Below are 20074 nucleotides of genomic sequence, written 5' to 3' on the forward strand. Positions count from 1 at the left end.
CCCCCTGATCCGGCACTGAGGTCCCTGACCTGCGAGGGGGTGGCATCAATCGGGCCATCGGGGGGAAGGTGGGTGCGGGGGGACTGCTTCGCGCCGGCGGAGGAGGACGACCGGACCAGCCCGGGGTGGTGGCCGATGCCCGACGTGCACCCGACCGACGACAGCGACGAGCTCCACGCGCCGGAGACGCCGGCGCAGCGCAGGGCGCGCCGCGCGCAGTTCCTGCGCGACCTGATGGAGGCGCGGGAGCTGCGCGACCGCGTCCAGCCCCGGCGCGCCCGCGCGGCCCGGATGCGCCAGCAGATGCGCATGCGCACCTTCCGCTGGTAGTCCGCCGGGGTGCGCCGCGCCCCGCAGGGTGACCCTCGTACCGCCACACGCAGCAACCGCCGCGCCGGGCGCCGAACCGGGTCCCGAGGGGCCGTTCCGGCGCCGCGCCGACGCCTCGCCGACCCCGTTCGGAGCCCCGCCGGGCAGGCCCCGTAAGACCCGCCGAGCACACGGCACGGAACGACGCAGCGCGGAAGACCTCTCGCAAAGCCGCTGTTTCTGCCACGATGCCGATTGGGCGGGGCATGAACGGTGAGCACGACGGCCGTTCCACCCCCAACCTCCGGCCGGGGGGACCTCCAACCGGCACGCCTATGACCAGTGGGAGAGTCACGGTGTACTTCGCCGCACTGCTCGCGCGCACCGAAGACGGGTGGGAAGCGAGCGACATGGAACTCGACGATGTCGAGTCTCTGAGTGATCTGATCGATCTCGCCCGGTCCGCCGCTGTCGACGACGACACGGTGGTCGCCCTCATCGAGCAGGAGGACGCCTGGTTCGGCGTCGTCCGCGTGGACGGCGAGGAGGACCCGCGGTACTTCGTATCCAACGCCTCCGCGGCCTCCCGCAGCTCCTACGGCTCGATGCTGACCGACGAGCTGCTCGGCAGCGACGAGGAGGACGACGAACTCGACGAGCTGGACCTGGACGGCACCGAGGACGGCGAGGAGGAATCCATCGCCGCGTTCACGGACGAGGACGACGACGCGGACGAGAAGGGCGGGACCGGCGCGGAGCCGGTGCCGGCCGGTCCGCTCGGCGATCCCCGGCTGCTGGACGACCTCGGGGTGAGCCACAAACAACTGATGACCCTCGACGGGGACGCCCTCTCGGAGATCGCCGACTCGCTCGGCGCCACCGAGGTGCTGGAGGCCGTCCGCTAGTGACCGACCCGTACACGACCTCTACGCACGACCCCGGTTCCGAACCCGGCCGGGATCCCGCACGCGACCCCGGTGGCGTCGGCGATCCCGTCCGGGACCCGTGGCGGTCCTCCATGCGCCTGGCGCTCCAGGAGGCCGCCCGGGCGGTACCGGCCGGCGACGTGCCGGTCGGCGCCGTCGTCCTCGGCCCGGACGGGGAGCTCCTCGCCACCGGGTACAACGAACGGGAGGCCACCGGCGATCCCACGGCGCACGCCGAGGTGCTGGCACTGCGCCGTGCGGCCGCCAAGCTCGGGGAATGGCGGCTTCCGGGGTGCACCCTGGTGGTGACCCTGGAGCCGTGCGTGATGTGCGCCGGCGCGCTCGTACAGGCGCGGGTGGCCCGTGTCGTCTACGGAGCGGGGGACGAGAAGGCGGGCGCGGCGGGGTCGCTGTGGGACCTCGTACGGGACCGCAGGCTCAACCACCGGCCGGAGGTGATCCGCGGGGTGCTCGCCGAGGAGTGCGCCCGGCAGCTCACGGACTTCTTCCGCGATCTCTGACGGGCCCCGCGGATACGGATTTCAGAGCACGGGCCACCTTGGGCTAAGCTCTCTCTCGGTAGCGTGTCCGAGCGGCCGAAGGAGCACGCCTCGAAAGCGTGTGATGGTGCAAGCTATCCGTGGGTTCAAATCCCACCGCTACCGCTCTGATCGAGAGCCCCGCCCCGCAAGGGTCGGGGCTCTCGGCGTTTTCCGGTGCGCACGCGGCGGGGGCCGGGTCTCCGGAACCGGGGTACGGGGCCCGGCGTCCGCGGCCGGCGTCCGCGCCCGGCGTCCGCGGCTGCGCCGGGGCACCGGAGGGCCCTACGGGGGACATCCGCGTGACCGGCCGCCCGCTCGGCCGTTGTCACGGCATGACCAAGACCCAGCGCATGCTCGCCGCCATCGCCCTCGCGGGGGCCGCCGCGGGCCTCGCCGCGCCGGCCGCCTCCGCCGCCCCGATCGCCCCGCTCACCCTTCCGGACCTGCCGACGGCGGCCCCGGGCATGCCGGAGGGGGCCACCCCGAACTCGGTCCAGGACATCGGCGCCAAGCTCAACGACCTGAACCAGCTCAACCAGGTGATGGACCTGCCGAACCAGCTGGCGCCCGTGATCGCCCCCGTACAGCCGATCACGGACCTGGCCGGCGCCATCCAGTAGGACCTCCGGAACGCGAAGAAGGCCCCGACCGGGATCGGGGCCTTCGACGTACGGGACGGGACGGGGGAAGTGGCGTCGGGGGGACAAACCACTTCCCCCGACGAGGACGGACCTGCCAGTCCGCGCCGCGTCAGGGGGAAGCCGACGGCTCGGACCCCGCAGTCAGGCCCTGTCCCTCACCCACCGGTTTCCTGCCAGAACCGGCGGGCTCGCCTCCCATCCTGCGCTCCCCCCGCCGCCGGGCGGACCGCCAAAGGACCCGGACCACCGGGTCCTTGGTCCTTAAAGGCCGGGTGAGTGTCCGAACCCGACCGGTTAGACTCACCCGACTTTGCAGTACCGGTTGGGGAGGCCGACACCGCTCATGGAGACCAAGAAGCTTGTCATGGGCGCGCTCGTCGTGTTCGTGCTCTTCGTGATCATCACCGAGCCGGTGAAGGCGGCGGACCTCGTGCTCCTCGGCTTCCAGGGCATCTCCGACGTCGCCCACGCGATCGGCGCGTTCATGACCGAGCTGGTGCGCTGAGCCCCTGCGCTGAATCGGTTCTTCGGCCGTCCGGCCCCCCACTCGCGCACGTGGGGGGCTTTTCGTGTTCCGGTGCGGTCCGGCGCCGGGTCCGGGGCCGCACGCGGCGATAGCCTGCACGCCCCAATATGCCCAACTTGCCCTCAACACGGCGATATACGGTGCTTGCACATAATGCACATGTCTTGTGATGCTATGACCGCTTTTGACGGATAGTCGACTGAAGGGGTGGCGTGACCGTGCCGGCCAGTACAGCGCCTCAGGTGCCACCCCAGCAGGACGACGCCCGGGATGCCCGGGACACGCGGGACGCCCGGGACACACGGGATGCCCGGAACTCCCCGGACGCCCGGGACTCCCCGCACGACTCCCAGGTCCCGCCGCAGCAGGACGCCCCGCAGGACCCCCCGGCGGAGCCCCCGCAGCAGCCCCCGCCCGCCCCCAGACCGCAGAGCCGGGGCGCGGACACCCGGGCCCTCACCCAGGTGCTGTTCGGCCAGCTGAAGGGCCTCCAGCCCGGCACCGGCGAGCACACCCGGGTGCGCGGCGCCCTGATCGAGGCCAACCTCCCGCTCGTCCGGTACGCGGCCGCCCGCTTCCGCAGCCGCAACGAGCCGATGGAGGACGTGGTCCAGGTCGGCACCATCGGCCTGATCAACGCGATCGACCGCTTCGACCCGGACCGCGGGGTGCAGTTCCCGACCTTCGCCATGCCCACGGTCGTGGGGGAGATCAAGCGGTACTTCCGCGACAACGTCCGCACCGTCCACGTACCGCGCCGGCTCCACGAGCTGTGGGTCCAGGTCAACGCGGCCACCGAGGACCTCACCACCCTCCACGGGCGCACCCCGACGACGCCCGAGATCGCCGAGCGGCTGCGGATCACCGAGGAGGAGGTGCTCTCCTGCATCGAGGCCGGGCGGAGCTACCACGCCACCTCGCTCGAAGCCGCCCAGGAGGGCGACGGGCTGCCCGGGCTGCTCGACCGGCTCGGTTACGAGGACCCGGAGCTGGCCGGGGTCGAGCACCGCGACCTGGTCCGCCACCTCCTCGTACAGCTGCCCGAGCGCGAACAGCGGATCCTGCTCCTGCGGTACTACAACAATCTGACGCAGTCACAGATCAGTGCCGAGCTGGGCGTCTCCCAGATGCACGTGTCCCGGCTGCTCGCCCGGAGCTTCGCCCGGCTGCGATCCGCAAACAGGATCGAGGCGTAACCGGTTCGAGTGGAGATCGCTCCGCGATTCCGGCAGAACGGGCTCATTCCGGTCTGTCGCTGGAACTACATGTCGACATGGCGCTACAGCGTGTTGCCGACATGTGACATTCTGCTGGAACCGCGTTTGCCGCAGCCCCGCCTCCGGTATTCAGGTGGAGGCTGCGTTCCTCCGACGGGCGCGCAGAGAACGCGACCGTCCGCGACCTCAAGGGGGTGGCATGTCCGTAGACCAGGGCAGCTCCAAGGTGCTCACGCTCGTCAAGCGTGAGCTGCCGGCAGTGTCCAACCGCTCGGAAGCCATCGACACCCGCACCCTCTCCCGCTCCCTCTTCCAGCGACTGGCCGCCCTGGACGCGGACAGCCCCGAACGGGCCTACGTACGCGACACCCTGATCGAGCTGAACCTGCCGCTGGTGCGGTACGCGGCCGCCAGGTTCCGCAGCCGCAACGAGCCGATGGAGGACATCGTCCAGGTCGGCACGATCGGCCTGATCAAGGCGATCGACCGGTTCGACTGCGAACGCGGCGTGGAGTTCCCGACGTTCGCGATGCCGACCGTCGTGGGCGAGATCAAACGATTCTTTAGGGACACCTCCTGGTCGGTGCGCGTCCCGCGCCGCCTCCAGGAGCTCCGTCTCGCCCTCACCAAGGCCAGTGACGAGCTCGCCCAGAAGCTCGACCGCTCGCCGACGGTGCCGGAACTCGCCGCCGTGCTCGGGGTATCGGAGGAGGAGGTCGTCGACGGCCTCGCCGTCGGGAACGCGTACACGGCCTCCTCGCTCGACTCGCCCTCCCCCGAGGACGAGGGCGGCGAGGGCTCGCTCGCGGACCGCCTCGGCTACGAGGACACCGCGCTCGAAGGCGTCGAGTACCGCGAGTCGCTGAAGCCGCTGCTGGCCAAACTCCCGCCCCGGGAACGGCAGATCATCATGCTGCGGTTCTTCGCCAACATGACGCAGTCGCAGATCGGCGAGGAGGTCGGCATCTCCCAGATGCACGTCTCCCGGCTGCTCACCCGCACCCTCGCGCAGCTGCGCCTGGGCCTGATCGGCGAGTAGCCCGGCCGCGCATCCGCCGCACCCGGGTTCCCATTTGACGGAGCGTCAGTGAAACTGGCGCGATGCGAAGGGGACCACGGGCACCACGAGGCACGTTCGCCTGGCTCGTCCTGTGCGGTACGGCCGTCGTCGCCCTCACGGGATGCGGCGGCCCGGCACCGGACGGCTACGTGGCCGTGGGAGCCGCGGCCCCGGGTCCCGAACGGGGCGCGGGGGAGAACGTGGCACCCCGGAGCGGGGTCGAATTCCAGCCCCTCTCCGCGCCGGACGCGCCGGCCGGGTCGGTTGGGTCGGTTGGGTCGGTTGGGGCGTCCGCCTCGTCGAGTACGTCGGCCAGTGCCCCGGGGTCCGAGGGCGCGGCCGGTTCCACCCCGGGCGCGGGCCCGCCCGCCGCACCCGGCGGCTCCGCGACGCGGCCCGGCACCTCGCCCGCCCCGGGCGGCGGTTCACCCGGCCCCGGAGCCCCTTCCGGCGGGCCCGCCGCCACCCGACCCGGCACCCCGCGGCCCGGTACTCCGGGCCCGACCGCACCCACCACCCCCACCACGCCGCCGGGCGGCGGCGGTCCGGCCACCCCGGCGAAGCTGACCCTGAGCCCTCCGGCGCGCGCGGCGGCGTCCGACCGGTGGTGCGAGCGGGTCACCGTCACGTTCACCAACACCGGCAGCGCCGCGGCCCGTTCGGGCACGGTGACCTTCGCGACGCACATCATCGGGGCCCTGGGCATCGACTGGGCCACGATCACCACGACACAGCCCCTCCCGGCGCCGATCGCCGGGGGCACGGCCGCGACCCGGACCTACACGGTCTGCCTGGAGGCGTGGCGCGTCCCGCTGGGCATGCGCGTGGAGACCCGGAACGTCACGGCGACCTGGTCCTGAGCGGGCCGGGGCCGAACGAGCCGGGCCTGAGTGAACGGCGCCCGAGCGGCCGGCGCCTGCGCGAACGGCGCCTGAGCCGGCCCGATCTCTAGCGCAGGGTCAGCCAGGCCGCCGCCGCGATGATGAGCAGCAGACCGAACGCCAGCCCGATCCGCGCGCCCGTCGACGATCCGGATTCCTGCCGGGCCGCCGCGCGCCGCTGCGTCCGCGCCCCCGGCGTCGTGGGCCCGGTCGGCGCGGCCTCCTCGACGAACGCACGGAACATCTGGGTGCTGCCCGCGGGGTCGTAGTTGCCCTCGGGGCCCTGTGTGGTGTGGTTGTCAGCCATGGAGCAGGACCCTAGCGGGTTTTCCGATTCCTTTACCGCCCACCCCCTCCATTAATTTGCCTGTAGCAACCATCTGCTCTTATGGTTGCTCTAAGCAACGAGATGGGGGGCAGCCCGGTGACGATTCAGGCCGTACGAGCGGCTCGGGGCACGTACGAGGAGCTGGCCCGCCAGCTCACCGGCATCGGCGCGGTCAAGCGCGACCTCGCCCGGCACCTCCCCCCGGACTGCCCGCCCGGCGCTGCGGCCGTCCTCACCGTGCTGGAGCGGCACGGCGAAATGCGGCTCAGCCGGCTCGCCGAGCTGATGGCGGTCGACGTCTCGGTGACCAGCCGCCACGTCACGTACGTGGCGGACCACGGCTGGATCGCCCGCGAGACCGACCCCGGCGACGCCCGCTGCCGGATCCTGCGCCTCACCCCGGCCGGGGTGGCCCTGCTGGCCGACCTGAGCGCCCGCTACACCGGCGCACTGGAAAGAGCCCTGGCTGACTGGCCGGCCCAAGACATCGACGTACTGAACACCCTGCTGGCCCGACTCCGATCGAGCTTCTAGAGCAAAGGAAACACATGGCTACGACCACACCAGGCGGTGTGCGGGGAGGCGGCCGGTCGGAGACCACGTCCGACGGCGCGCCCATGACCCACCCCCAGATCATGAAGGCGCTCTCCGGGCTGATGCTCGGCATGTTCGTGGCGATCCTGTCCTCGACGATCGTCTCCAACGCACTGCCGCAGATCATCAGCGACCTCGGCGGCACCCAGTCCTCCTACACCTGGGTGGTCACGGCCGCCCTGCTGTCGATGACGGCCGCGACCCCGCTGTGGGGCAAGCTGTCCGACCTCTTCAGCAAGAAGCTGCTGGTCCAGATATCCCTGGTCATCTACGTGCTCGGCTCGATCGTGGCCGGCCTGTCCCAGAACACCGGCATGCTCATCGCCTGCCGCGTGGTCCAGGGCATCGGCGTCGGCGGCCTCTCCGCCCTCGCGCAGATCGTGATGGCCGCGATGATCTCCCCGCGCGAGCGCGGCCGGTACAGCGGTTACCTCGGCGCGGTCTTCGCCGTCGCCACCGTCGGCGGCCCGCTGCTCGGCGGCGTCATCACCGACACCTCGTGGCTCGGCTGGCGCTGGTGCTTCTACGTCGGCGTGCCCTTCGCGATCATCGCGCTGATCGTCCTCCAGCGGACCCTGCACCTCCCGGTCGTCCGGCGCGACGTCAAGGTCGACTGGCTCGGCGCGTTCCTGATCAGCGGGGCCGTGTCCCTGCTGCTGATCTGGGTCACCCAGGCCGGCGACTCCTACGAGTGGATCTCCTGGCAGACCTGGGCCATGACCGGCGGCGCGCTGGCGCTCGGCCTGCTGTTCATCCTCGTCGAGTCCCGGGCGAGCGACCCGATCATCCCGCTGCGGCTGTTCCGCAACAAGACCATCAGCCTGGCCTCGGCGGCCTCGCTGTTCGTCGGCATCGCGATGTTCTCGGGCACCGTGTTTTTCAGCCAGTACTTCCAGCTGGCCCGCAACGAGTCCCCCACGATGTCCGGAATCCTCACGATTCCGATGATCGGCGGGCTCTTCGTCTCCTCCACCCTTTCTGGTCAGGTGATCACCAAGACCGGTAAGTGGAAGGCCTGGCTCGTCTCCGGCGGTGTGCTCCTGACGGCCGGTCTGGGCATGCTGGGCACCCTGCGGTACGACACCCCGTACTGGCACATCGCCATCTACATGGCGCTGACCGGACTCGGTCTCGGCATGATGATGCAGAACCTGGTGCTCGCCACGCAGAACCAGGTCGCCCCCGAGGACCTCGGCGCGGCCAGCTCGGTCGTCACCTTCTTCCGCTCGCTCGGCGGCGCCATGGGCGTCTCGGCGCTCGGCGCGGTGATGGCCAACCGGGTCACGTCCTACGTCCAGGACGGCCTGACCGCGCTCGGCCCGAAGGCGGCGGCCCTGGGACACGGCGGCACCGCCGGGGGCGGGATTCCCGACCTCGACAAGCTGCCCGAGCCCTTCCGCCAGGTCTTCGAGTCCGCGTACGGGCACGGCGTCGGCGACGTGTTCCTCTACGCGGCCCCGTTCGCGCTGCTCTCGCTGGTGCTGGTGCTGTTCATCAAGGAGGTCGCGCTGAAGTCGAAGCCGGCCGCCCATGCCCCGAAGGCGTCCGGCGCCGCGGACGCGGACGCGGAGGCCCCGGCCACCGTGAAGGCGGCCCGGGCGCAGGCCTGACGGCCGGAACGACGACGACCGCGGGGCCAGGGCCATCAGGCCCTGGCCCCGCGGTCGTTCTTGGCCGCGATGCCCGCGATCAGGACGTCGAGTGCGAGGCGGAAGTCCCCTTCGGGCAACCGCCGGGCCGCGCCCCCGCAGCCGTAGAGGAAGTACGAGACGGCCAGATGGGCGCCGGTCCGGCGGGTGTCCACGAGGCCGGTCGCGTCGAGCAGCCGCTGCAGGGCGGCGTCGAAGGCCCGGGCGTGCGGCCCGATGTTCGGGTACGCGGCCGTGAGCGGAGCCACCCACGGGTGGGCCACCAGCAGCTTCCGGTACCCGCAGGCCAACACCCGCAGCCGACCGGGCCAGGCCTCGGGCTCCGACTCGGGCCCTGCCTCGGGCGGCGCCTCGGGGCCTGCCTCGGGCCCTGCCGAGGGCCCTGCCTCGGGCGGTGCCTCGGGCTTTGGTTCCGGCGCGGCCGGCAGCGCGAGTTCTCCCAGCGCCCGGTCCAGGGCGAGTTCGAGCAGGTCGTGCTTGGTGTCCACGTACCAGTACAGGGACATCGCGGTGACCCCCAGCTCGGCCGCAAGCCGCCGCATCGAGAACCGGCCCAGCCCCTCCGCGTCGAGCAGCCGGACCGTCGCCGCGGTGATCCGCTCCCGGTCGAGGCCGGACGGCGCCTCGCTGCGGCGTCTGGCCGGGGCGGCGGGCCTGGCGGTCAGCCAGACGCTGGTCCGGGTCTCCTCGGGATCGGCCGCGGTCACCACGGAGGCACCCTCCTCACGACAGGCGGATCAGCCCGGAATGCCCGGTCCGCCCTGTTGATGCTCCTCTCGATGCTAGGGGGTGCGTCCCGTGTTCCGGCCGGATCAGGACGTGCCGGACATCGGCGCCGTGAGGTCGTAGAAGGTGGCCCCGCCGATCGTGGTGGCCTTGAAGCCGGCCTTCACCCACTCCGAAATGGCGCTGCTGGTACCGCCTCCGGGACCGCCGGGGCCGCCGGCCCCGCCGCGCATGCCCTGGCCGCCCTCTGCGCCGGTGCCACCGTCGTTCTGCCCGATGAAGTAGTGGATCTTCCCCGCCTTGACGTACTCCTGGAACTTCGCGAGCGTCGGCGAGGGGTCGCTGCCGTTGAACCCGCCGATCGGCATCACCGGTTCGCCCGAGGCCAGTTGGTAGCTCGCCGCGTTCTGGGCGCCGACGGCTGCCGCCGCCCAGGTGTAGCCGTCCGCGTTCGCGCGCAGCGCGGCCGTCGCCTCGGCGCTCGCCTTGGTCCCGTTCAGCAGGCCGCCACCGGGGCCGCCCATGGCGTTCCGGGCGCCGCGCCCTCCGGCGCCACCGGCCGCGCCGGGAACACCCTGGCCGCCCCGGCCGCCGGGGGCCGTCCCGGCCTGCCCGCCCTGGGGAGCGCCGCCTTGCCCACCACCCTGGGGACCACCCTGCGGACCGCCCTGCGGCGCGCCCTGGGGACCACCCTGCGGGCCGCCCGGGAAACCGCCCCGGAAGCCCTCGGCGCCCGCCCGCTTGAACCGCATGCCGCCCGGGCCGCCGGCTCCGCCCGCCACCGCGGGCCCGGCCGTCACGATCGAGCCGCTCCGCCCGGAGTCCACCGTCGTCAGGCAGTACGCGAGCGGCCCGGCCAGTGCCGCGCCCACGCCCAGGGCCGCCGCGCCCAGCAGGAGCCGGCCGCCCGTCCGCGAGCCCGGCCGCCACCGCGAGCCGATCAGCAGCCCGGCCGCCGCGAGGAGACTGGCGACCAGCACCGTCCAGCGCAGCCACGGCAGGTAACCGGAGGCCCGGCCGAGCAGCACGTACGACCACCACGCGGTCAGCGCCACGGTCGCGGAGAGGGTGAGGGAGGCGGCCGGGCCGCCCCGCTCCTCCCACAGCACGGCGACGCCCATGCCGACCAGCGCGGCCACGAACGGCGCCAGCGCGACGGTGTAGTACTCGTGGAAGATGCCCTGCATGTAACTGAAGATCAGCCCGGTGATCAGCAGGCAGCCGCCCCAGGCCAGGAAGGCCGCGCGGGCCATGCTCTCCACCGAGTCGGTGGCCCGGCGGGCCCGCCAGGTGATGACCAGACCGGCCACCAGCATGATCAGGGCCGCCGGGAGCAGCCAGGAGATCTGACCGCCGATGTTGGCCGAGAAGAGCCGGTCGATCCCGGTCTCGCCCCAGCCTCCGCCCCCACCGCCGCCCGCGCCGGCTCCGCCCGCACGGCGGGCGCCGCCGCCGACGCTGCCGACCTCGTCGCCGCTGATGCGGCCGAGGCCGTTGTAGCCGAGGGTCAGTTCCAGGAAGGAGTTGTTCTGCGAGCCGCCGATGTACGGGCGGGAGCCGGCCGGCCAGAGCTCGACGATCGCCACCCACCAGCCGCCGGCCACCACCATGGCGAGCCCGGCGAGCAGCAGCTGGCCGAGCCGGCGGCGCAGCCGGGTGGGCGCGCAGACGGCGTAGAGCAGGGCGAGCGGCGGCAGGATGACGAACGCCTGGAGGGTCTTGGTGAGGAAGGCGAGACCGATCACGGCGCCGGCCAGGACGAGCCACTTGGTGTGCGCCCCGTCGAGGGCGCGCAGGACGCAGTACACGGTGACGGTGAGCAGCAGGGTCAGCAGCGCGTCGGGGTTGTTGAAGCGGAACATCAGCGCGGCGACCGGGGTCAGTGCGAAGGCCGCGCCGCTCAGCAGCGCGGCCGCGGGCCCGAACTGGCGGCGGACGGCGCCGTAGAGGACGGCGGTCGTCCCGACGCCCATGAGGGCCTGCGGGACGAGGATCTGCCAGGAGCCGAGCCCGAACAGCCGGACCGACAGCGCCATCGGCCACAGGGCGGCCGGGGGCTTGTCGACGGTGATGGAGTTGCCCGCGTCGGAGGAGCCGAAGAAGAAGGCCTTCCAGCTCTCGCTGCCCGCCTGGACGGCGGCGGAGTAGAAGGAGTTCGCGTAGCCGGAGGCGCTCAGGTTCCACAGCAGCAACGCGGCGGTGCCGAGCAGCAGCGCGAGGTAGGCGGGGCGCTCCCAGCGGGGCGGCGGCGCGGTGGCCGCCGTGGACGGCGCCGGGTCCGTCGCGGCGTCCGTCGCCGCGTGCGGGCCCCGTTCCGGGAAGGGTGAGTCCAGGGGTGGTACGGCCGTGGTCATCGGTTGTCGTCCTTCGCGGGAGTGGCGCGCCGGTCGGGGAAGACCCAGGCACGGAAGAGCAGGAAGCGCAGCACGGTGGCGGCGAGGTTGGCGGCGATCAGGACGGCCAGTTCGGTGCTGTGGGCGGCGGAACGGGCGGGTACGGCCGCGTCGAGCGCGGCCAGCGAGCCGCTGGTCAGGGCCAGTCCGATGCCGAACACCAGCAGGCCCTGGGCCTGGTGGCGCACGGCCCGGTCCCGGCCGCGGACCCCGAAGGTGAGCCGCCGGTTCGCGGCGGTGTTGGCGACGGCCGAGAGCAGCAGCGCGGCGGCGTTGGCGAGCTGCGGCCCGGTCCCGGACCGGAAGGCGGAGTACAGCAGCAGGTAGAGCAGGGTGCTGAGCAGTCCGACGGCGCAGAAGCCGAGGAGCTGGCGGGCCAGTCCGCGCGGTACGCCGGGCAGTGCGGTGCGGTCGCGCGGGTCGTCGCCGAAGGGGCGGGCGAGCCGGTCGAGGGGGAGCGCTCCGACGGCCAGCGCCCGGCCCACCCGCCAGACGCCCTTGAGGTCGTCGGTGGCGGTGCGCACGATGTGGACGGTGGAGTCGGGGTCGTCCACCCAGTCGACCGGCACCTCGTGGATCCGCAGCCCGGCCCGCTCGGCGAGCACCAGCAGCTCGGTGTCGAAGAACCAGCCGGAGTCCTCGACCAGCGGCAGCAGTCGCTCGGCGACCTCCCTGCGGATGGCCTTGAAGCCGCACTGGGCGTCGCTGAACCGGGCGGCGAGGGAGGACCGCAGCAGCAGGTTGTAGGCGCGGGAGACGAATTCCCGCTTCGCTCCCCGCACCACGCGCGAGGAGCGGGCCAGCCGGGTGCCGATGGCGAGGTCGGAATGCCCGGAGATCAGCGGGGCGACCAGCGGCAGCAGTGCGTTGAGGTCGGTGGAGAGGTCCACGTCCATGTAGGCGAGGACGGGCGCCTCCGACCGGGACCACACGGTGCGCAGCGCGCGGCCGCGGCCCTTCTCCTCCAGCCGGGTGCTGCGGACGCCCTCGACGGTGGTGGCGAGGACGGCCGCGACCTCGGGGGTGCGGTCGGTGCTCGCGTTGTCGGCGATGGTGATGCGGAAGGGGTACGGGAAGGTGCGGGTGAGGTGCTCGTGCAGTCGGCGCACACACGGCCCGAGGTCCTTCTCCTCGTTGAACACCGGGATCACCACGTCGAGTACGGGCATCCCCGGCACGAGCGCGAGGGGCGCCCGGGCCGGGAGGGCACCGGGTCCGGGAGAGGTGTCGGTTCTCATGGACCGACATTCGCCGGGCGGCCTGTCACCGCTGTGTGGTGAGCCTGTGGCCTGTCTGTGAGTCGGCCGGGATCAGGACTCCGGCGCCATGACCGCCGACGCCGGCGCCGGCGCCGTAGACGTCCGCGTCGGTGCCGGTGTCCTCGTCGCGGTCGTCGAGGGGGAGCAGGACCTCGAAGCGGGTGCGTCCGGGCTCGCTCGCGACATCGACCTGTCCGCCGTGCGCCGAGACCACGGCCGCGACGATGGCGAGCCCGAGGCCGGTGGAGCCCGCCGAGCGGGAGCGGGAGGCGTCTCCGCGCGCGAAGCGCTCGAAGACGTGGGGGAGCAGGTCGGGCGCGATTCCCGGTCCGTCGTCCTCGATCCGCAGTCTGACGGCGCGTGTTTCACGTGAAACATGGGCGGTCACGGTGGTGCCCGGCGGGGTGTGGGTGCGGGCGTTGGCGAGGAGGTTCACCAGGACCTGCTGGATCCGGGCCGGGTCGGCGCGGATGGGCGCGGGTCCGTCGGGGAGTTCCAGGCGCCAGTGGTGCGCGGGCCCGGCGGCCCGGGCGTCGCTGACGGCGTCCACGACCAGCGGGGCGAGGTCGGTGTCGGTACGGGAGAGGGGGCGGCCCGCGTCGAGCCGGGCCAGCAGCAGCAGGTCCTCGACCAGCCCGGTCATCCGGGTGGCCTCGGACTCGATCCGGCCCAGGGCGTGCCGGGTGTCGGGGCCGGGCTCCTCCCTGCCCCGGCGGGTGAGTTCGGCGTAGCCGCGGATGGAGGCCAGCGGGGTGCGCAGCTCGTGGCTGGCATCGGCGACGAACTGCCGGACCCGTGTCTCGCTCTGCTGGCGGGCGGTGAGGGCCGAGGAGACATGACCCAGCATCCGGTTGAGGGCGGCGCCGACCTGGCCGACCTCGGTGCGCGGGTCGGCCTCGGCATCGGGGACCCGCTCGTGCAGGGCGGGTTCGCCGCTGTGCAGGGGCAGTTCGGAGACCCGGGTGGCGGTCGCGGCGACCCGGCGCAGCGGGCGCAGGGCCACCCCGACGAGGACCTGTCCGGCGAGGGAGGCGGCGACGAGACCGGCCAGGGTGACGAAGGCCTCGACCGCGATCAGGGTGCGCACCGTGGAGTCGACGTCGTCGAGCGGGAAGCCGAGGACCAGGCTCCCCTCGGGGGCGGTCAGCACCCGGTAGCCGCCGAGGTCCGGCAGCTCCAGGTCCACCGGATCGGGCCGGCCCTGCGCGGCGGCCTTGCGGACGGCCTGGGTGAGGACCGCCGTCTGGGCATCGGTGAGGGGCTGGCGGTGGTCGAGCGAGGGTCCGCCGATGGCGTCGCTGCGGGCGGAGCCGAGGACGTTGCCGTCGGCGTCGAGGCGGATCCCGACGGTGCCCAGCGGGGTGCCGGGGGCCATGACGAACCCGAGGCCGCTCTCGCGGAGCGGTTTCCCGCCGGGGCCGCGGGTGGCCATGCCGACGGAGGTGCGCAGCTGGTCGTCGAGCCTGTCGACGAGGTACGAGCGCAGGGAGAGGGTGGTGACGGCGCCGATGGCGGCGCCGACGACGGCGATCAGCGCGACGGCGGAGACGACCAGCCGGGTCCGCAGGGACCAGGGCCGCCACAGCCGCCGCCGGCGTGGCTCCGGGGCATCGCGGGGCTCGCCCTCGGCCCGGCGGGATCCGCGCGCGAGTCCGGGTGCCACTATTCGGCCGGCTTGATCAGATAGCCGGCGCCGCGCCGGGTGTGGATCATCGGCGGCAGACCGGTACCGGCCTCCAGCTTGCGCCGCAGGTAGGAGATGTACAGCTCGACCACATTGGCCTGGCCGCCGAAGTCGTACGACCAGACCCGGTCCAGGATCTGCGCCTTGCTCAGCACCCGGCGCGGATTGCGCATCAGGTAGCGCAGCAGCTCGAACTCGGTGGCCGTCAGGTGGACCTCCTGGCCACCCCGGGTCACCTCGTGGCTGTCCTCGTCCAGCCGCAGGTCACCGACGGCCAGGACGGAGCCGCCGCGCGCCGCCTGGGCCGCGCCCGAGCGCCGGACCAGTCCGCGCAGCCGGGCCACGACCTCCTCCAGGCTGAACGGCTTGGTGACGTAGTCGTCGCCGCCCGCCGTCAGGCCGGCGATGCGGTCCTCGACGGAGTCCCTAGCGGTCAGGAAGAGCACCGGGACCTGCGGGATCTCCCGGCGCAGCTGTCCGAGGACGGCCAGCCCGTCCATGTCGGGGAGCATGATGTCGAGGACCACGACGTCCGGCCGGAATTCCCGGGCCGCCCGCACCGCTCCCGCCCCGTCGCCCGCACTGCGGACCTCGCAGCCCTCGTAGCGCAGGGCCATGGACAGCAGCTCGGAGAGCGAGGCCTCGTCGTCGACGACGAGCACCCGGCAGGGGCCGCCGTCGGGCCGGACGAGGGCCGTGGGGTTGCTGGTGGACGTGGACGCGTGGGAGGTGGTCGTCGCTGTCATGGGGCCACGCTGACCGGCGGCTCTGAGAGCGTCCTTGGCCCTTCCTGTGAATTTCCTGAGAAACGGGCGGCGGCCCCGGCGGCCCCTCAGACGAGCCGGAAGAGCCTGGCCGCGTTGTCGTGGCAGACGGCGCGCAGCCAGTCGTCGCCCAGCCCCAGGCGGTCGAGGGCGTCGAGCTGGTGCTCGTAGGGATAGGGGATGTTCGGGAAGTCGGTGCCCAGCAGGATGCGGTCGCCGAGGTCGGCGAGCCGGCCCAGTTCGCCCGGCGGGAACCGGCTGATCCCTTCGGAGAAGTCGGTGAACGCCATGGTGGTGTCGAGCCGGACCTGCGCGTACCGGTCGGCCAGGTCGAGGAAGTCCGTGTACTCGGGCATGCCCATGTGCGCGATGACCAGGGGCAGCGCCGGGTGCCGGGACAGCAGCCGGGCGATCGGCCCGGGCCCGGTGTGCTGGCCCGGGGCGGGCCCCGACCCGCAGTGGATCACGATGGGGATGCCGGCTTCGGCGAGCAGCCCCCAGACCGGATCGAGGAGGTCGTCGTTCGGGTCGTAGCCGCCGACCTGGAGGTGCGCCTTGAAGATCCGGGCGCCCCCCTCCACGGCCTGCCGGACGTACGCCGCCACGCCCTCCTCCGGGAAGAAGGTCGCGGTGTGCAGGCAGTCGGGGGTCCGCGCCGCGAAGCCGGCGGACCAGGAGTTGAGCCAGGCGGCCATCCCGGGCTTGTGCGGGTAGACCATGGCGGTGAAGGCCCGGACCCCGAACTCCCGCAGCAGCGAGACCCGCTGCTCCTCCTCGTGCCGGTAGGTGATGGGCCATGCGACCCCGGTCAGCGGGCCGGCCGCGTCGAAGTAGTCCCATACCTTCGCCAGGACCCGCTCGGGCATGAAGTGCGTGTGGACGTCGACCAGTCCGGGCAGTGCGAGCCGTTCCCGGAAGGCGCGCAGCGCCTCAGCCGTGGTCGCGGACAAAGCCGTGGCTCCGCTCGACGGTCCCGACGTGCAGGGTGTAGCTCTCGTACCAGTCGGCGCGGCCGCGCTTCATGGCCGCCTGGTGTTCCAGGTCCTCGCGCCAGGCGGCCAGGGAGGCGTGGTCGCGGAAGTAGGCGACGGTGATCCCGAGGCCGCCGGGGGTCCGCGCGGACTCGTAGCCGAGGAAGCCCGCGTTCGCCTGGACGATCTCGTTCATCCGGGCGTTCGTCTCGGGGTATCCGGCGTCGTCAGGGGTGCGGACATTGGTGAAAACGGCCATCAAGTACGGCGGTTCGAATGCCTGTACGGGCTGGGTGCTCATGCCCTCCACCCTCGGCGGCGGCCCCCCGGCGTGTCCAGCGCAATGGGGCCCGAGAGGCCAACGGGATCCAAGTCTTGACCTTGGACGGCGGTCTCAGAACAGCCCGTCCTGCTCGGCGGCGGGACCGGCGGGCGCGATCTCCGCGACGGGCACGTCGGTGCCGGACCCGGAACGGGAACCGTGGCCCGCCGCGTCCGCCCCGGGGGCTGTCAGCTCCCAGCCGGCCAGCAGCCGGGTGTCCACCACGAGCCCGTCCGCGAAGTGCAGGTCCGGCCCGGCGGCCCCCGCCAGCAGTCCCGCCACGGTCCCGCCGGGCACCAGCTCCGTGACCACCCGAGTGGCAACCGGCAGCCCGGCCAGCCCGAACGCCCCGGCATGGTCGGTGACTTCGCAGCCCAGCCGCTCCAGCGAATCCGGCCAGCCCGGCAGCGCCGCGGCCCGGGCGTGCAGCTCGGCGACCTCCCCGGCCCGCTCGGCGGCCGGCGGCAACCGGTCCCGTACGGCGCGCTTGCGGGCGTACGCGATCCGGTCGGGCACCCCGAGCGCCGCCCGCAGCAGTTCCTCGGTGCGGCGGGTGGCCATCAGCGGCCCCCGCCCCAGCCAGGTCCAGGTCACCGCGCCCTGCTCCAGCAGCCGGGCCGCGCCGCGCTCCTCGGCGGTGATGCCGACCTTGACCATCCCGGGCCCGAACCAGGCCAGGTAGACCCGGTAGGTCCGCGGATCGGCGGCGTTGGTGTCGGCGGCGACGGAGAACGACCGGTCCAGCCGGGCGCACTCGGGGCACTGCGCGCTCCCGGTCCGCCCCGGCACCGCCCGGGCCGTCGGACAGGCCGTCCGCTTCCCGGCCCGCCACACGCCGAGGCAGTGGCGTTCGCCCCGCGCGGCGAACGCCAGGGGCCGGCCGTACGCGAGCGGGCTGGTGCGCTCCCCGCGCCCCTCCCCGTACCAGCCGATGGCCGGGCTCCCGCCGCTCCACCGGATGCCGGTGCACCACCAGGTCACAGCGGGAGCGGGCGCTCGAAGAAGGTGTCCAGCACGACGGTCGCGTGGGTGCCGCTGACGCCTTCGATGGCGTAGAGGCGGCGCAGCACGTCCTGCAACTGCTCGGTCGACGCCGTGCGCACCTTCACCAGCACGGAGGCGCTGCCCGCGATGACGTGCGCCTCCTGGATCTCGGCGATGCCCTCGAAGGCGGCCCCCGAGTCCCCCATCCACGCGTTGGAGTCGACCATCACGTAGGCCAGCACCCCGATGCCGACCGCTGCCGGGTCCACGTCGACCGTCGTCCGCCGGATCACCCCGCGCTCGCGCAGTTTGCGCACCCGCTCGTGGGTGGCCCCGGCCGACAGCCCGACGGCCGCGCCGAGCACGGCGTACGACTGACCCGCGTCCTCCTGGAGGCACCGGACGAGCGCCCGGTCGATGTCGTCCACGCGATCTTCCTTCCACCGGCCCGTCAGTTCTTGCGCAGACGGTACCTGATCCTGCAATCCCACCATCACACCGAACATAATTCGAAAATTGATCCCGGCCCCAGGGGGACTTCCCACCGCCCCGGTCAGCGCGCGACGAACTCGGTGAGGATCGCCTGCACCTCGTAGATGTTCACTCCCTTGGTGAACGTCTTCTCGATCGGCGCGGCCGTACCCGAGATCCAGATCTTGAGCTCGGCGTCGAGGTCGAAGTGGCCGGCCGTCTCCACCGAGAAGTGCGTGATGCTCCGGTACGGGACCGAGTGGTACTCCACCTTCTTGCCCGTGAGCCCCTGCTTGTCGATGAGCACCAGCCGACGGTCGGTGAACAGGATCGTGTCGCGTATCAGCAGGTAAGCGGCGTGCACCCGCTCCCCCTGGCCGAGCAGCCGCGCGTAGTCGCGCTGCGCCGTCGCCGGATCGGTGGAGTGCGCGTTCCCGAACAAGCCCATGAGAGTCCCCCTTTGCCGGTGCCGGAACCGGCCGAGGAGCCGTTCCGGACGATCTCCCGAAACCGTAGCCAGGACCCCCGGCGCCCCACGTCCCCCGGCGGACCGACCCGAACCCGGAAGCTCCCCCGAGCCGCCCCTCCCCACAGGGGAGGAGGAGACGGAGCGGCGCGGACGGTGAACCCAGGACCGCTGACCGCACCGGACAACGCAAGAGGCCCCCCGGTGAACCGGGGGGCCTCTTCGGCTGTGCACTCGGCAGGATTCGAACCTGCAACCTTCTGATCCGTAGTCAGATGCTCTATCCGTTAAGCTACGAGTGCTTGGGCTTCCCGGGGTTTTGCGCCCCGTTGGCCTTGCGAGAACAACAATACATGGACCTCGGCGGGACGCGAAATCCATTAGGCGAACCGCCTCTGACCTGCGGAAACGACCAGAACGAAGATCATCCGATGGTGATCGGCGGCGGGGTTGAGGAGGGGCGGGCCGCCGGGCCGGGGGCGCTCCGCGCGGGAACGGGGCCCGAACGCACGGAAGCCCCGGTCCACAAGGACCGGGGCTTCGCAAGGTGCGGAGGCGGAGGGATTTGAACCCTCGATGGGGGGTAAGCCCCAAACCGCATTAGCAGTGCGGCGCCATAGACCGGACTAGGCGACGCCTCCAGCACACCCCCGCGTACGAGGGTGCGTGCAGATGATGACACAGCCCGGGGGCCGCTCACCAATCCGCTCCCACGGTACAAGCAGCGGAGGCCGCAGGGCAAAGCCTTATCCCCCGCGCCCGCGCCAGGAGGCGGAGACGCAATCGAACGTGCCCGCGTACGCAACGTCGGGGCGCGGGCGTCGTTGATCAGGCGTACGACGTACGGACGACCTGGAGTGCCCCATGCTGCGTCTCGCCGCCTTCGCCGTCACTTCCGCCCTGGCCGCCCCGGCCGCCCTGGCCGCCGCCGGGCCGCCGCTGCCACCGCTGTCGTCGCTGCCCGTGGCCCGGCTGCTGAACGGGGGGCAGCCCGACCGCCTCACCATCGTCGTCTCCGGCACCGGCAATCCGCGGGCCGACGGCGAGTACCTGCTGGAGTGCGAACCCGTCGGCGGCAACCACCCCGAGGCCGAGCAGGCGTGCGCCCGCCTCGGTGAGTTCGCGAAAGCGGGCAAAGACCCCTTCGCGGCCGACAACAGGCGGCAGATGTGCACGATGCAGGACGGCGGTCCGGCCACCGCCCATGTCACCGGCACCTGGCAGGGACACAAAGTGGACACCACGTTCCGGAGGAAGAACGGCTGTGAGATCAGCCGTTGGAACGATTTGGAACCTGTGCTTCCGCCCGCGCGCGCCTGACCAGCGAGGATGCCGGGATGTGGAGGTTCCACACCCGCATC

The 20074-nt window shown here is 72.6% G+C and carries 22 protein-coding genes and 3 tRNA genes; 12 read left to right on the forward strand and 13 right to left on the reverse strand.

Translation table 11 applies throughout. From position 1 onward, the window contains the following. Positions 1-135: 135 nt before the first annotated feature. The 9 genes from EES41_RS18010 (at position 136) to EES41_RS18050 (ending at position 6081) form a co-directional block, all read left to right on the forward strand. The gene (locus EES41_RS18010; protein WP_037792810.1) at positions 136-330 is read left to right on the forward strand and encodes a hypothetical protein; all 195 of its coding nucleotides are present in this window, start codon (positions 136-138) and stop codon (positions 328-330) included. A 335-nt stretch (positions 331-665) separates the two neighbouring features. After that, the gene (locus tag EES41_RS18015; protein WP_008740985.1) at positions 666-1214 is read left to right on the forward strand and encodes a hypothetical protein; all 549 of its coding nucleotides are present in this window, start codon (positions 666-668) and stop codon (positions 1212-1214) included. Positions 1215-1327: 113 nt separating this feature from the next. Then, positions 1328-1756 carry a tRNA adenosine(34) deaminase TadA gene (gene tadA / locus EES41_RS18020; protein WP_123082543.1) on the forward strand — a complete coding sequence of 143 codons (429 nt, stop codon included), beginning with the start codon at positions 1328-1330 and terminating at the stop codon, positions 1754-1756. A gap of 57 nt (positions 1757-1813) precedes the next feature. After that, positions 1814-1900 (forward strand) — tRNA-Ser (locus EES41_RS18025). Positions 1901-2109: 209 nt separating this feature from the next. After that, entirely contained in the window at positions 2110-2397 is a 288-nt protein-coding gene (locus tag EES41_RS18030; protein ID WP_123079475.1) for a hypothetical protein, read from the forward strand. A 364-nt stretch (positions 2398-2761) separates the two neighbouring features. Next, on the forward strand, positions 2762-2923 hold the full coding sequence (locus EES41_RS18035) for a hypothetical protein (RefSeq protein ID WP_250569487.1): 162 nt from the start codon (positions 2762-2764) through the stop codon (positions 2921-2923). A 263-nt stretch (positions 2924-3186) separates the two neighbouring features. Next, complete coding sequence (locus tag EES41_RS18040; RefSeq protein ID WP_254211491.1) at positions 3187-4140, forward strand: RNA polymerase sigma factor SigF; 954 nt, start codon at positions 3187-3189, stop codon at positions 4138-4140. Between the two features lie 220 nt (positions 4141-4360). After that, entirely contained in the window at positions 4361-5200 is an 840-nt protein-coding gene (locus EES41_RS18045; protein WP_037792764.1) for an RNA polymerase sigma factor SigF, read from the forward strand. A gap of 62 nt (positions 5201-5262) precedes the next feature. Beyond that, positions 5263-6081 carry a hypothetical protein gene (locus tag EES41_RS18050; protein WP_254211492.1) on the forward strand — a complete coding sequence of 273 codons (819 nt, stop codon included), beginning with the start codon at positions 5263-5265 and terminating at the stop codon, positions 6079-6081. Positions 6082-6169: 88 nt separating this feature from the next. Here EES41_RS18050 and EES41_RS18055 read toward each other — a convergent pair whose 3' ends face one another. Further along, entirely contained in the window at positions 6170-6409 is a 240-nt protein-coding gene (locus EES41_RS18055; RefSeq protein ID WP_008740992.1) for a hypothetical protein, read from the reverse strand. 102 nt (positions 6410-6511) lie between these two features. Here EES41_RS18055 and EES41_RS18060 point away from each other — a divergent pair, with 102 nt between their 5' ends. Together EES41_RS18060 and EES41_RS18065 are read left to right on the forward strand one after the other, a co-directional pair. Continuing rightward, complete coding sequence (locus tag EES41_RS18060; protein ID WP_123079478.1) at positions 6512-6964, forward strand: MarR family winged helix-turn-helix transcriptional regulator; 453 nt, start codon at positions 6512-6514, stop codon at positions 6962-6964. A 14-nt stretch (positions 6965-6978) separates the two neighbouring features. Beyond that, positions 6979-8634 carry an MDR family MFS transporter gene (locus tag EES41_RS18065; RefSeq protein ID WP_123079479.1) on the forward strand — a complete coding sequence of 552 codons (1656 nt, stop codon included), beginning with the start codon at positions 6979-6981 and terminating at the stop codon, positions 8632-8634. A 35-nt stretch (positions 8635-8669) separates the two neighbouring features. Here EES41_RS18065 and EES41_RS18070 read toward each other — a convergent pair whose 3' ends face one another. From EES41_RS18070 to EES41_RS18125, 12 genes are all read right to left on the reverse strand, one after another. Next, complete coding sequence (locus EES41_RS18070; RefSeq protein ID WP_123079480.1) at positions 8670-9383, reverse strand: TetR/AcrR family transcriptional regulator; 714 nt, start codon at positions 9381-9383, stop codon at positions 8670-8672. 102 nt (positions 9384-9485) lie between these two features. Then, positions 9486-11753 (reverse strand): glycosyltransferase family 39 protein, encoded by a 2268-nt coding sequence (locus tag EES41_RS18075; protein ID WP_123079481.1) that lies wholly within the window; start codon positions 11751-11753, stop codon positions 9486-9488. Then, positions 11750-13030, reverse strand: coding sequence for a glycosyltransferase (locus EES41_RS18080; protein WP_123079482.1), 1281 nt, complete (start codon positions 13028-13030; stop codon positions 11750-11752). Before EES41_RS18080 ends, EES41_RS18075 begins: the two co-directional genes overlap by 4 nt. A 25-nt stretch (positions 13031-13055) precedes the next feature. Then, a complete protein-coding gene (locus tag EES41_RS18085) occupies positions 13056-14636 on the reverse strand; it encodes a cell wall metabolism sensor histidine kinase WalK (RefSeq protein ID WP_123082545.1) in 1581 nt (526 codons plus the stop codon). Positions 14637-14713: 77 nt separating this feature from the next. Beyond that, a complete protein-coding gene (locus tag EES41_RS18090; RefSeq protein ID WP_073774083.1) occupies positions 14714-15481 on the reverse strand; it encodes a response regulator transcription factor in 768 nt (255 codons plus the stop codon). An 86-nt stretch (positions 15482-15567) separates the two neighbouring features. Beyond that, on the reverse strand, positions 15568-16449 hold the full coding sequence (locus tag EES41_RS18095; RefSeq protein ID WP_123079483.1) for an amidohydrolase family protein: 882 nt from the start codon (positions 16447-16449) through the stop codon (positions 15568-15570). Further along, on the reverse strand, positions 16430-16771 hold the full coding sequence (locus EES41_RS18100; protein WP_164495875.1) for an antibiotic biosynthesis monooxygenase: 342 nt from the start codon (positions 16769-16771) through the stop codon (positions 16430-16432). Before EES41_RS18100 ends, EES41_RS18095 begins: the two co-directional genes overlap by 20 nt. A 93-nt stretch (positions 16772-16864) precedes the next feature. Further along, positions 16865-17773, reverse strand: a complete 909-nt coding sequence (locus tag EES41_RS18105) for a DUF2797 domain-containing protein (protein ID WP_123079485.1) — start codon at positions 17771-17773, stop codon at positions 16865-16867. Further along, on the reverse strand, positions 17770-18204 hold the full coding sequence (locus tag EES41_RS18110) for an Lrp/AsnC family transcriptional regulator (protein ID WP_008741002.1): 435 nt from the start codon (positions 18202-18204) through the stop codon (positions 17770-17772). The genes EES41_RS18105 and EES41_RS18110 overlap by 4 nt, the downstream gene beginning before the upstream one ends. Before the next feature lie 125 nt (positions 18205-18329). Then, the gene (locus EES41_RS18115) at positions 18330-18695 is read right to left on the reverse strand and encodes a PH domain-containing protein (RefSeq protein ID WP_123079486.1); all 366 of its coding nucleotides are present in this window, start codon (positions 18693-18695) and stop codon (positions 18330-18332) included. Positions 18696-18942: 247 nt separating this feature from the next. Then, positions 18943-19015, reverse strand: a tRNA-Arg gene (locus tag EES41_RS18120). 248 nt (positions 19016-19263) lie between these two features. Next, positions 19264-19354: transfer RNA gene (locus EES41_RS18125), tRNA-Ser, on the reverse strand. A gap of 223 nt (positions 19355-19577) precedes the next feature. Here EES41_RS18125 and EES41_RS18130 point away from each other — a divergent pair. Further along, positions 19578-20033, forward strand: a complete 456-nt coding sequence (locus tag EES41_RS18130) for an SSI family serine proteinase inhibitor (RefSeq protein ID WP_123079487.1) — start codon at positions 19578-19580, stop codon at positions 20031-20033. Positions 20034-20074: the final 41 nt, after the last annotated feature.

This window comes from Streptomyces sp. ADI95-16 (assembly GCF_003721495.1).
GTDB lineage: Bacteria > Actinomycetota > Actinomycetes > Streptomycetales > Streptomycetaceae > Streptomyces > Streptomyces goshikiensis.

Coding starts and splice junctions, on each gene's coding strand:
- EES41_RS18075 (WP_123079481.1), bottom strand. CDS start 11,753: ATGACCACGGCCGTACCACCCCTGGACTCACCCTTCCCGGAACGGGGC.
- EES41_RS18090 (WP_073774083.1), bottom strand. CDS start 15,481: ATGACAGCGACGACCACCTCCCACGCGTCCACGTCCACCAGCAACCCC.
- EES41_RS18055 (WP_008740992.1), bottom strand. CDS start 6,409: ATGGCTGACAACCACACCACACAGGGCCCCGAGGGCAACTACGACCCC.
- EES41_RS18045 (WP_037792764.1), top strand. CDS start 4,361: ATGTCCGTAGACCAGGGCAGCTCCAAGGTGCTCACGCTCGTCAAGCGT.
- tadA (WP_123082543.1), top strand. CDS start 1,328: ATGCGCCTGGCGCTCCAGGAGGCCGCCCGGGCGGTACCGGCCGGCGAC.
- EES41_RS18010 (WP_037792810.1), top strand. CDS start 136: ATGCCCGACGTGCACCCGACCGACGACAGCGACGAGCTCCACGCGCCG.
- EES41_RS18115 (WP_123079486.1), bottom strand. CDS start 18,695: ATGGGCTTGTTCGGGAACGCGCACTCCACCGATCCGGCGACGGCGCAG.
- EES41_RS18130 (WP_123079487.1), top strand. CDS start 19,578: ATGCTGCGTCTCGCCGCCTTCGCCGTCACTTCCGCCCTGGCCGCCCCG.
- EES41_RS18100 (WP_164495875.1), bottom strand. CDS start 16,771: ATGAGCACCCAGCCCGTACAGGCATTCGAACCGCCGTACTTGATGGCC.
- EES41_RS18030 (WP_123079475.1), top strand. CDS start 2,110: ATGACCAAGACCCAGCGCATGCTCGCCGCCATCGCCCTCGCGGGGGCC.
- EES41_RS18065 (WP_123079479.1), top strand. CDS start 6,979: ATGGCTACGACCACACCAGGCGGTGTGCGGGGAGGCGGCCGGTCGGAG.
- EES41_RS18035 (WP_250569487.1), top strand. CDS start 2,762: ATGGAGACCAAGAAGCTTGTCATGGGCGCGCTCGTCGTGTTCGTGCTC.
- EES41_RS18060 (WP_123079478.1), top strand. CDS start 6,512: ATGGGGGGCAGCCCGGTGACGATTCAGGCCGTACGAGCGGCTCGGGGC.
- EES41_RS18050 (WP_254211492.1), top strand. CDS start 5,263: ATGCGAAGGGGACCACGGGCACCACGAGGCACGTTCGCCTGGCTCGTC.
- EES41_RS18080 (WP_123079482.1), bottom strand. CDS start 13,030: ATGAGAACCGACACCTCTCCCGGACCCGGTGCCCTCCCGGCCCGGGCG.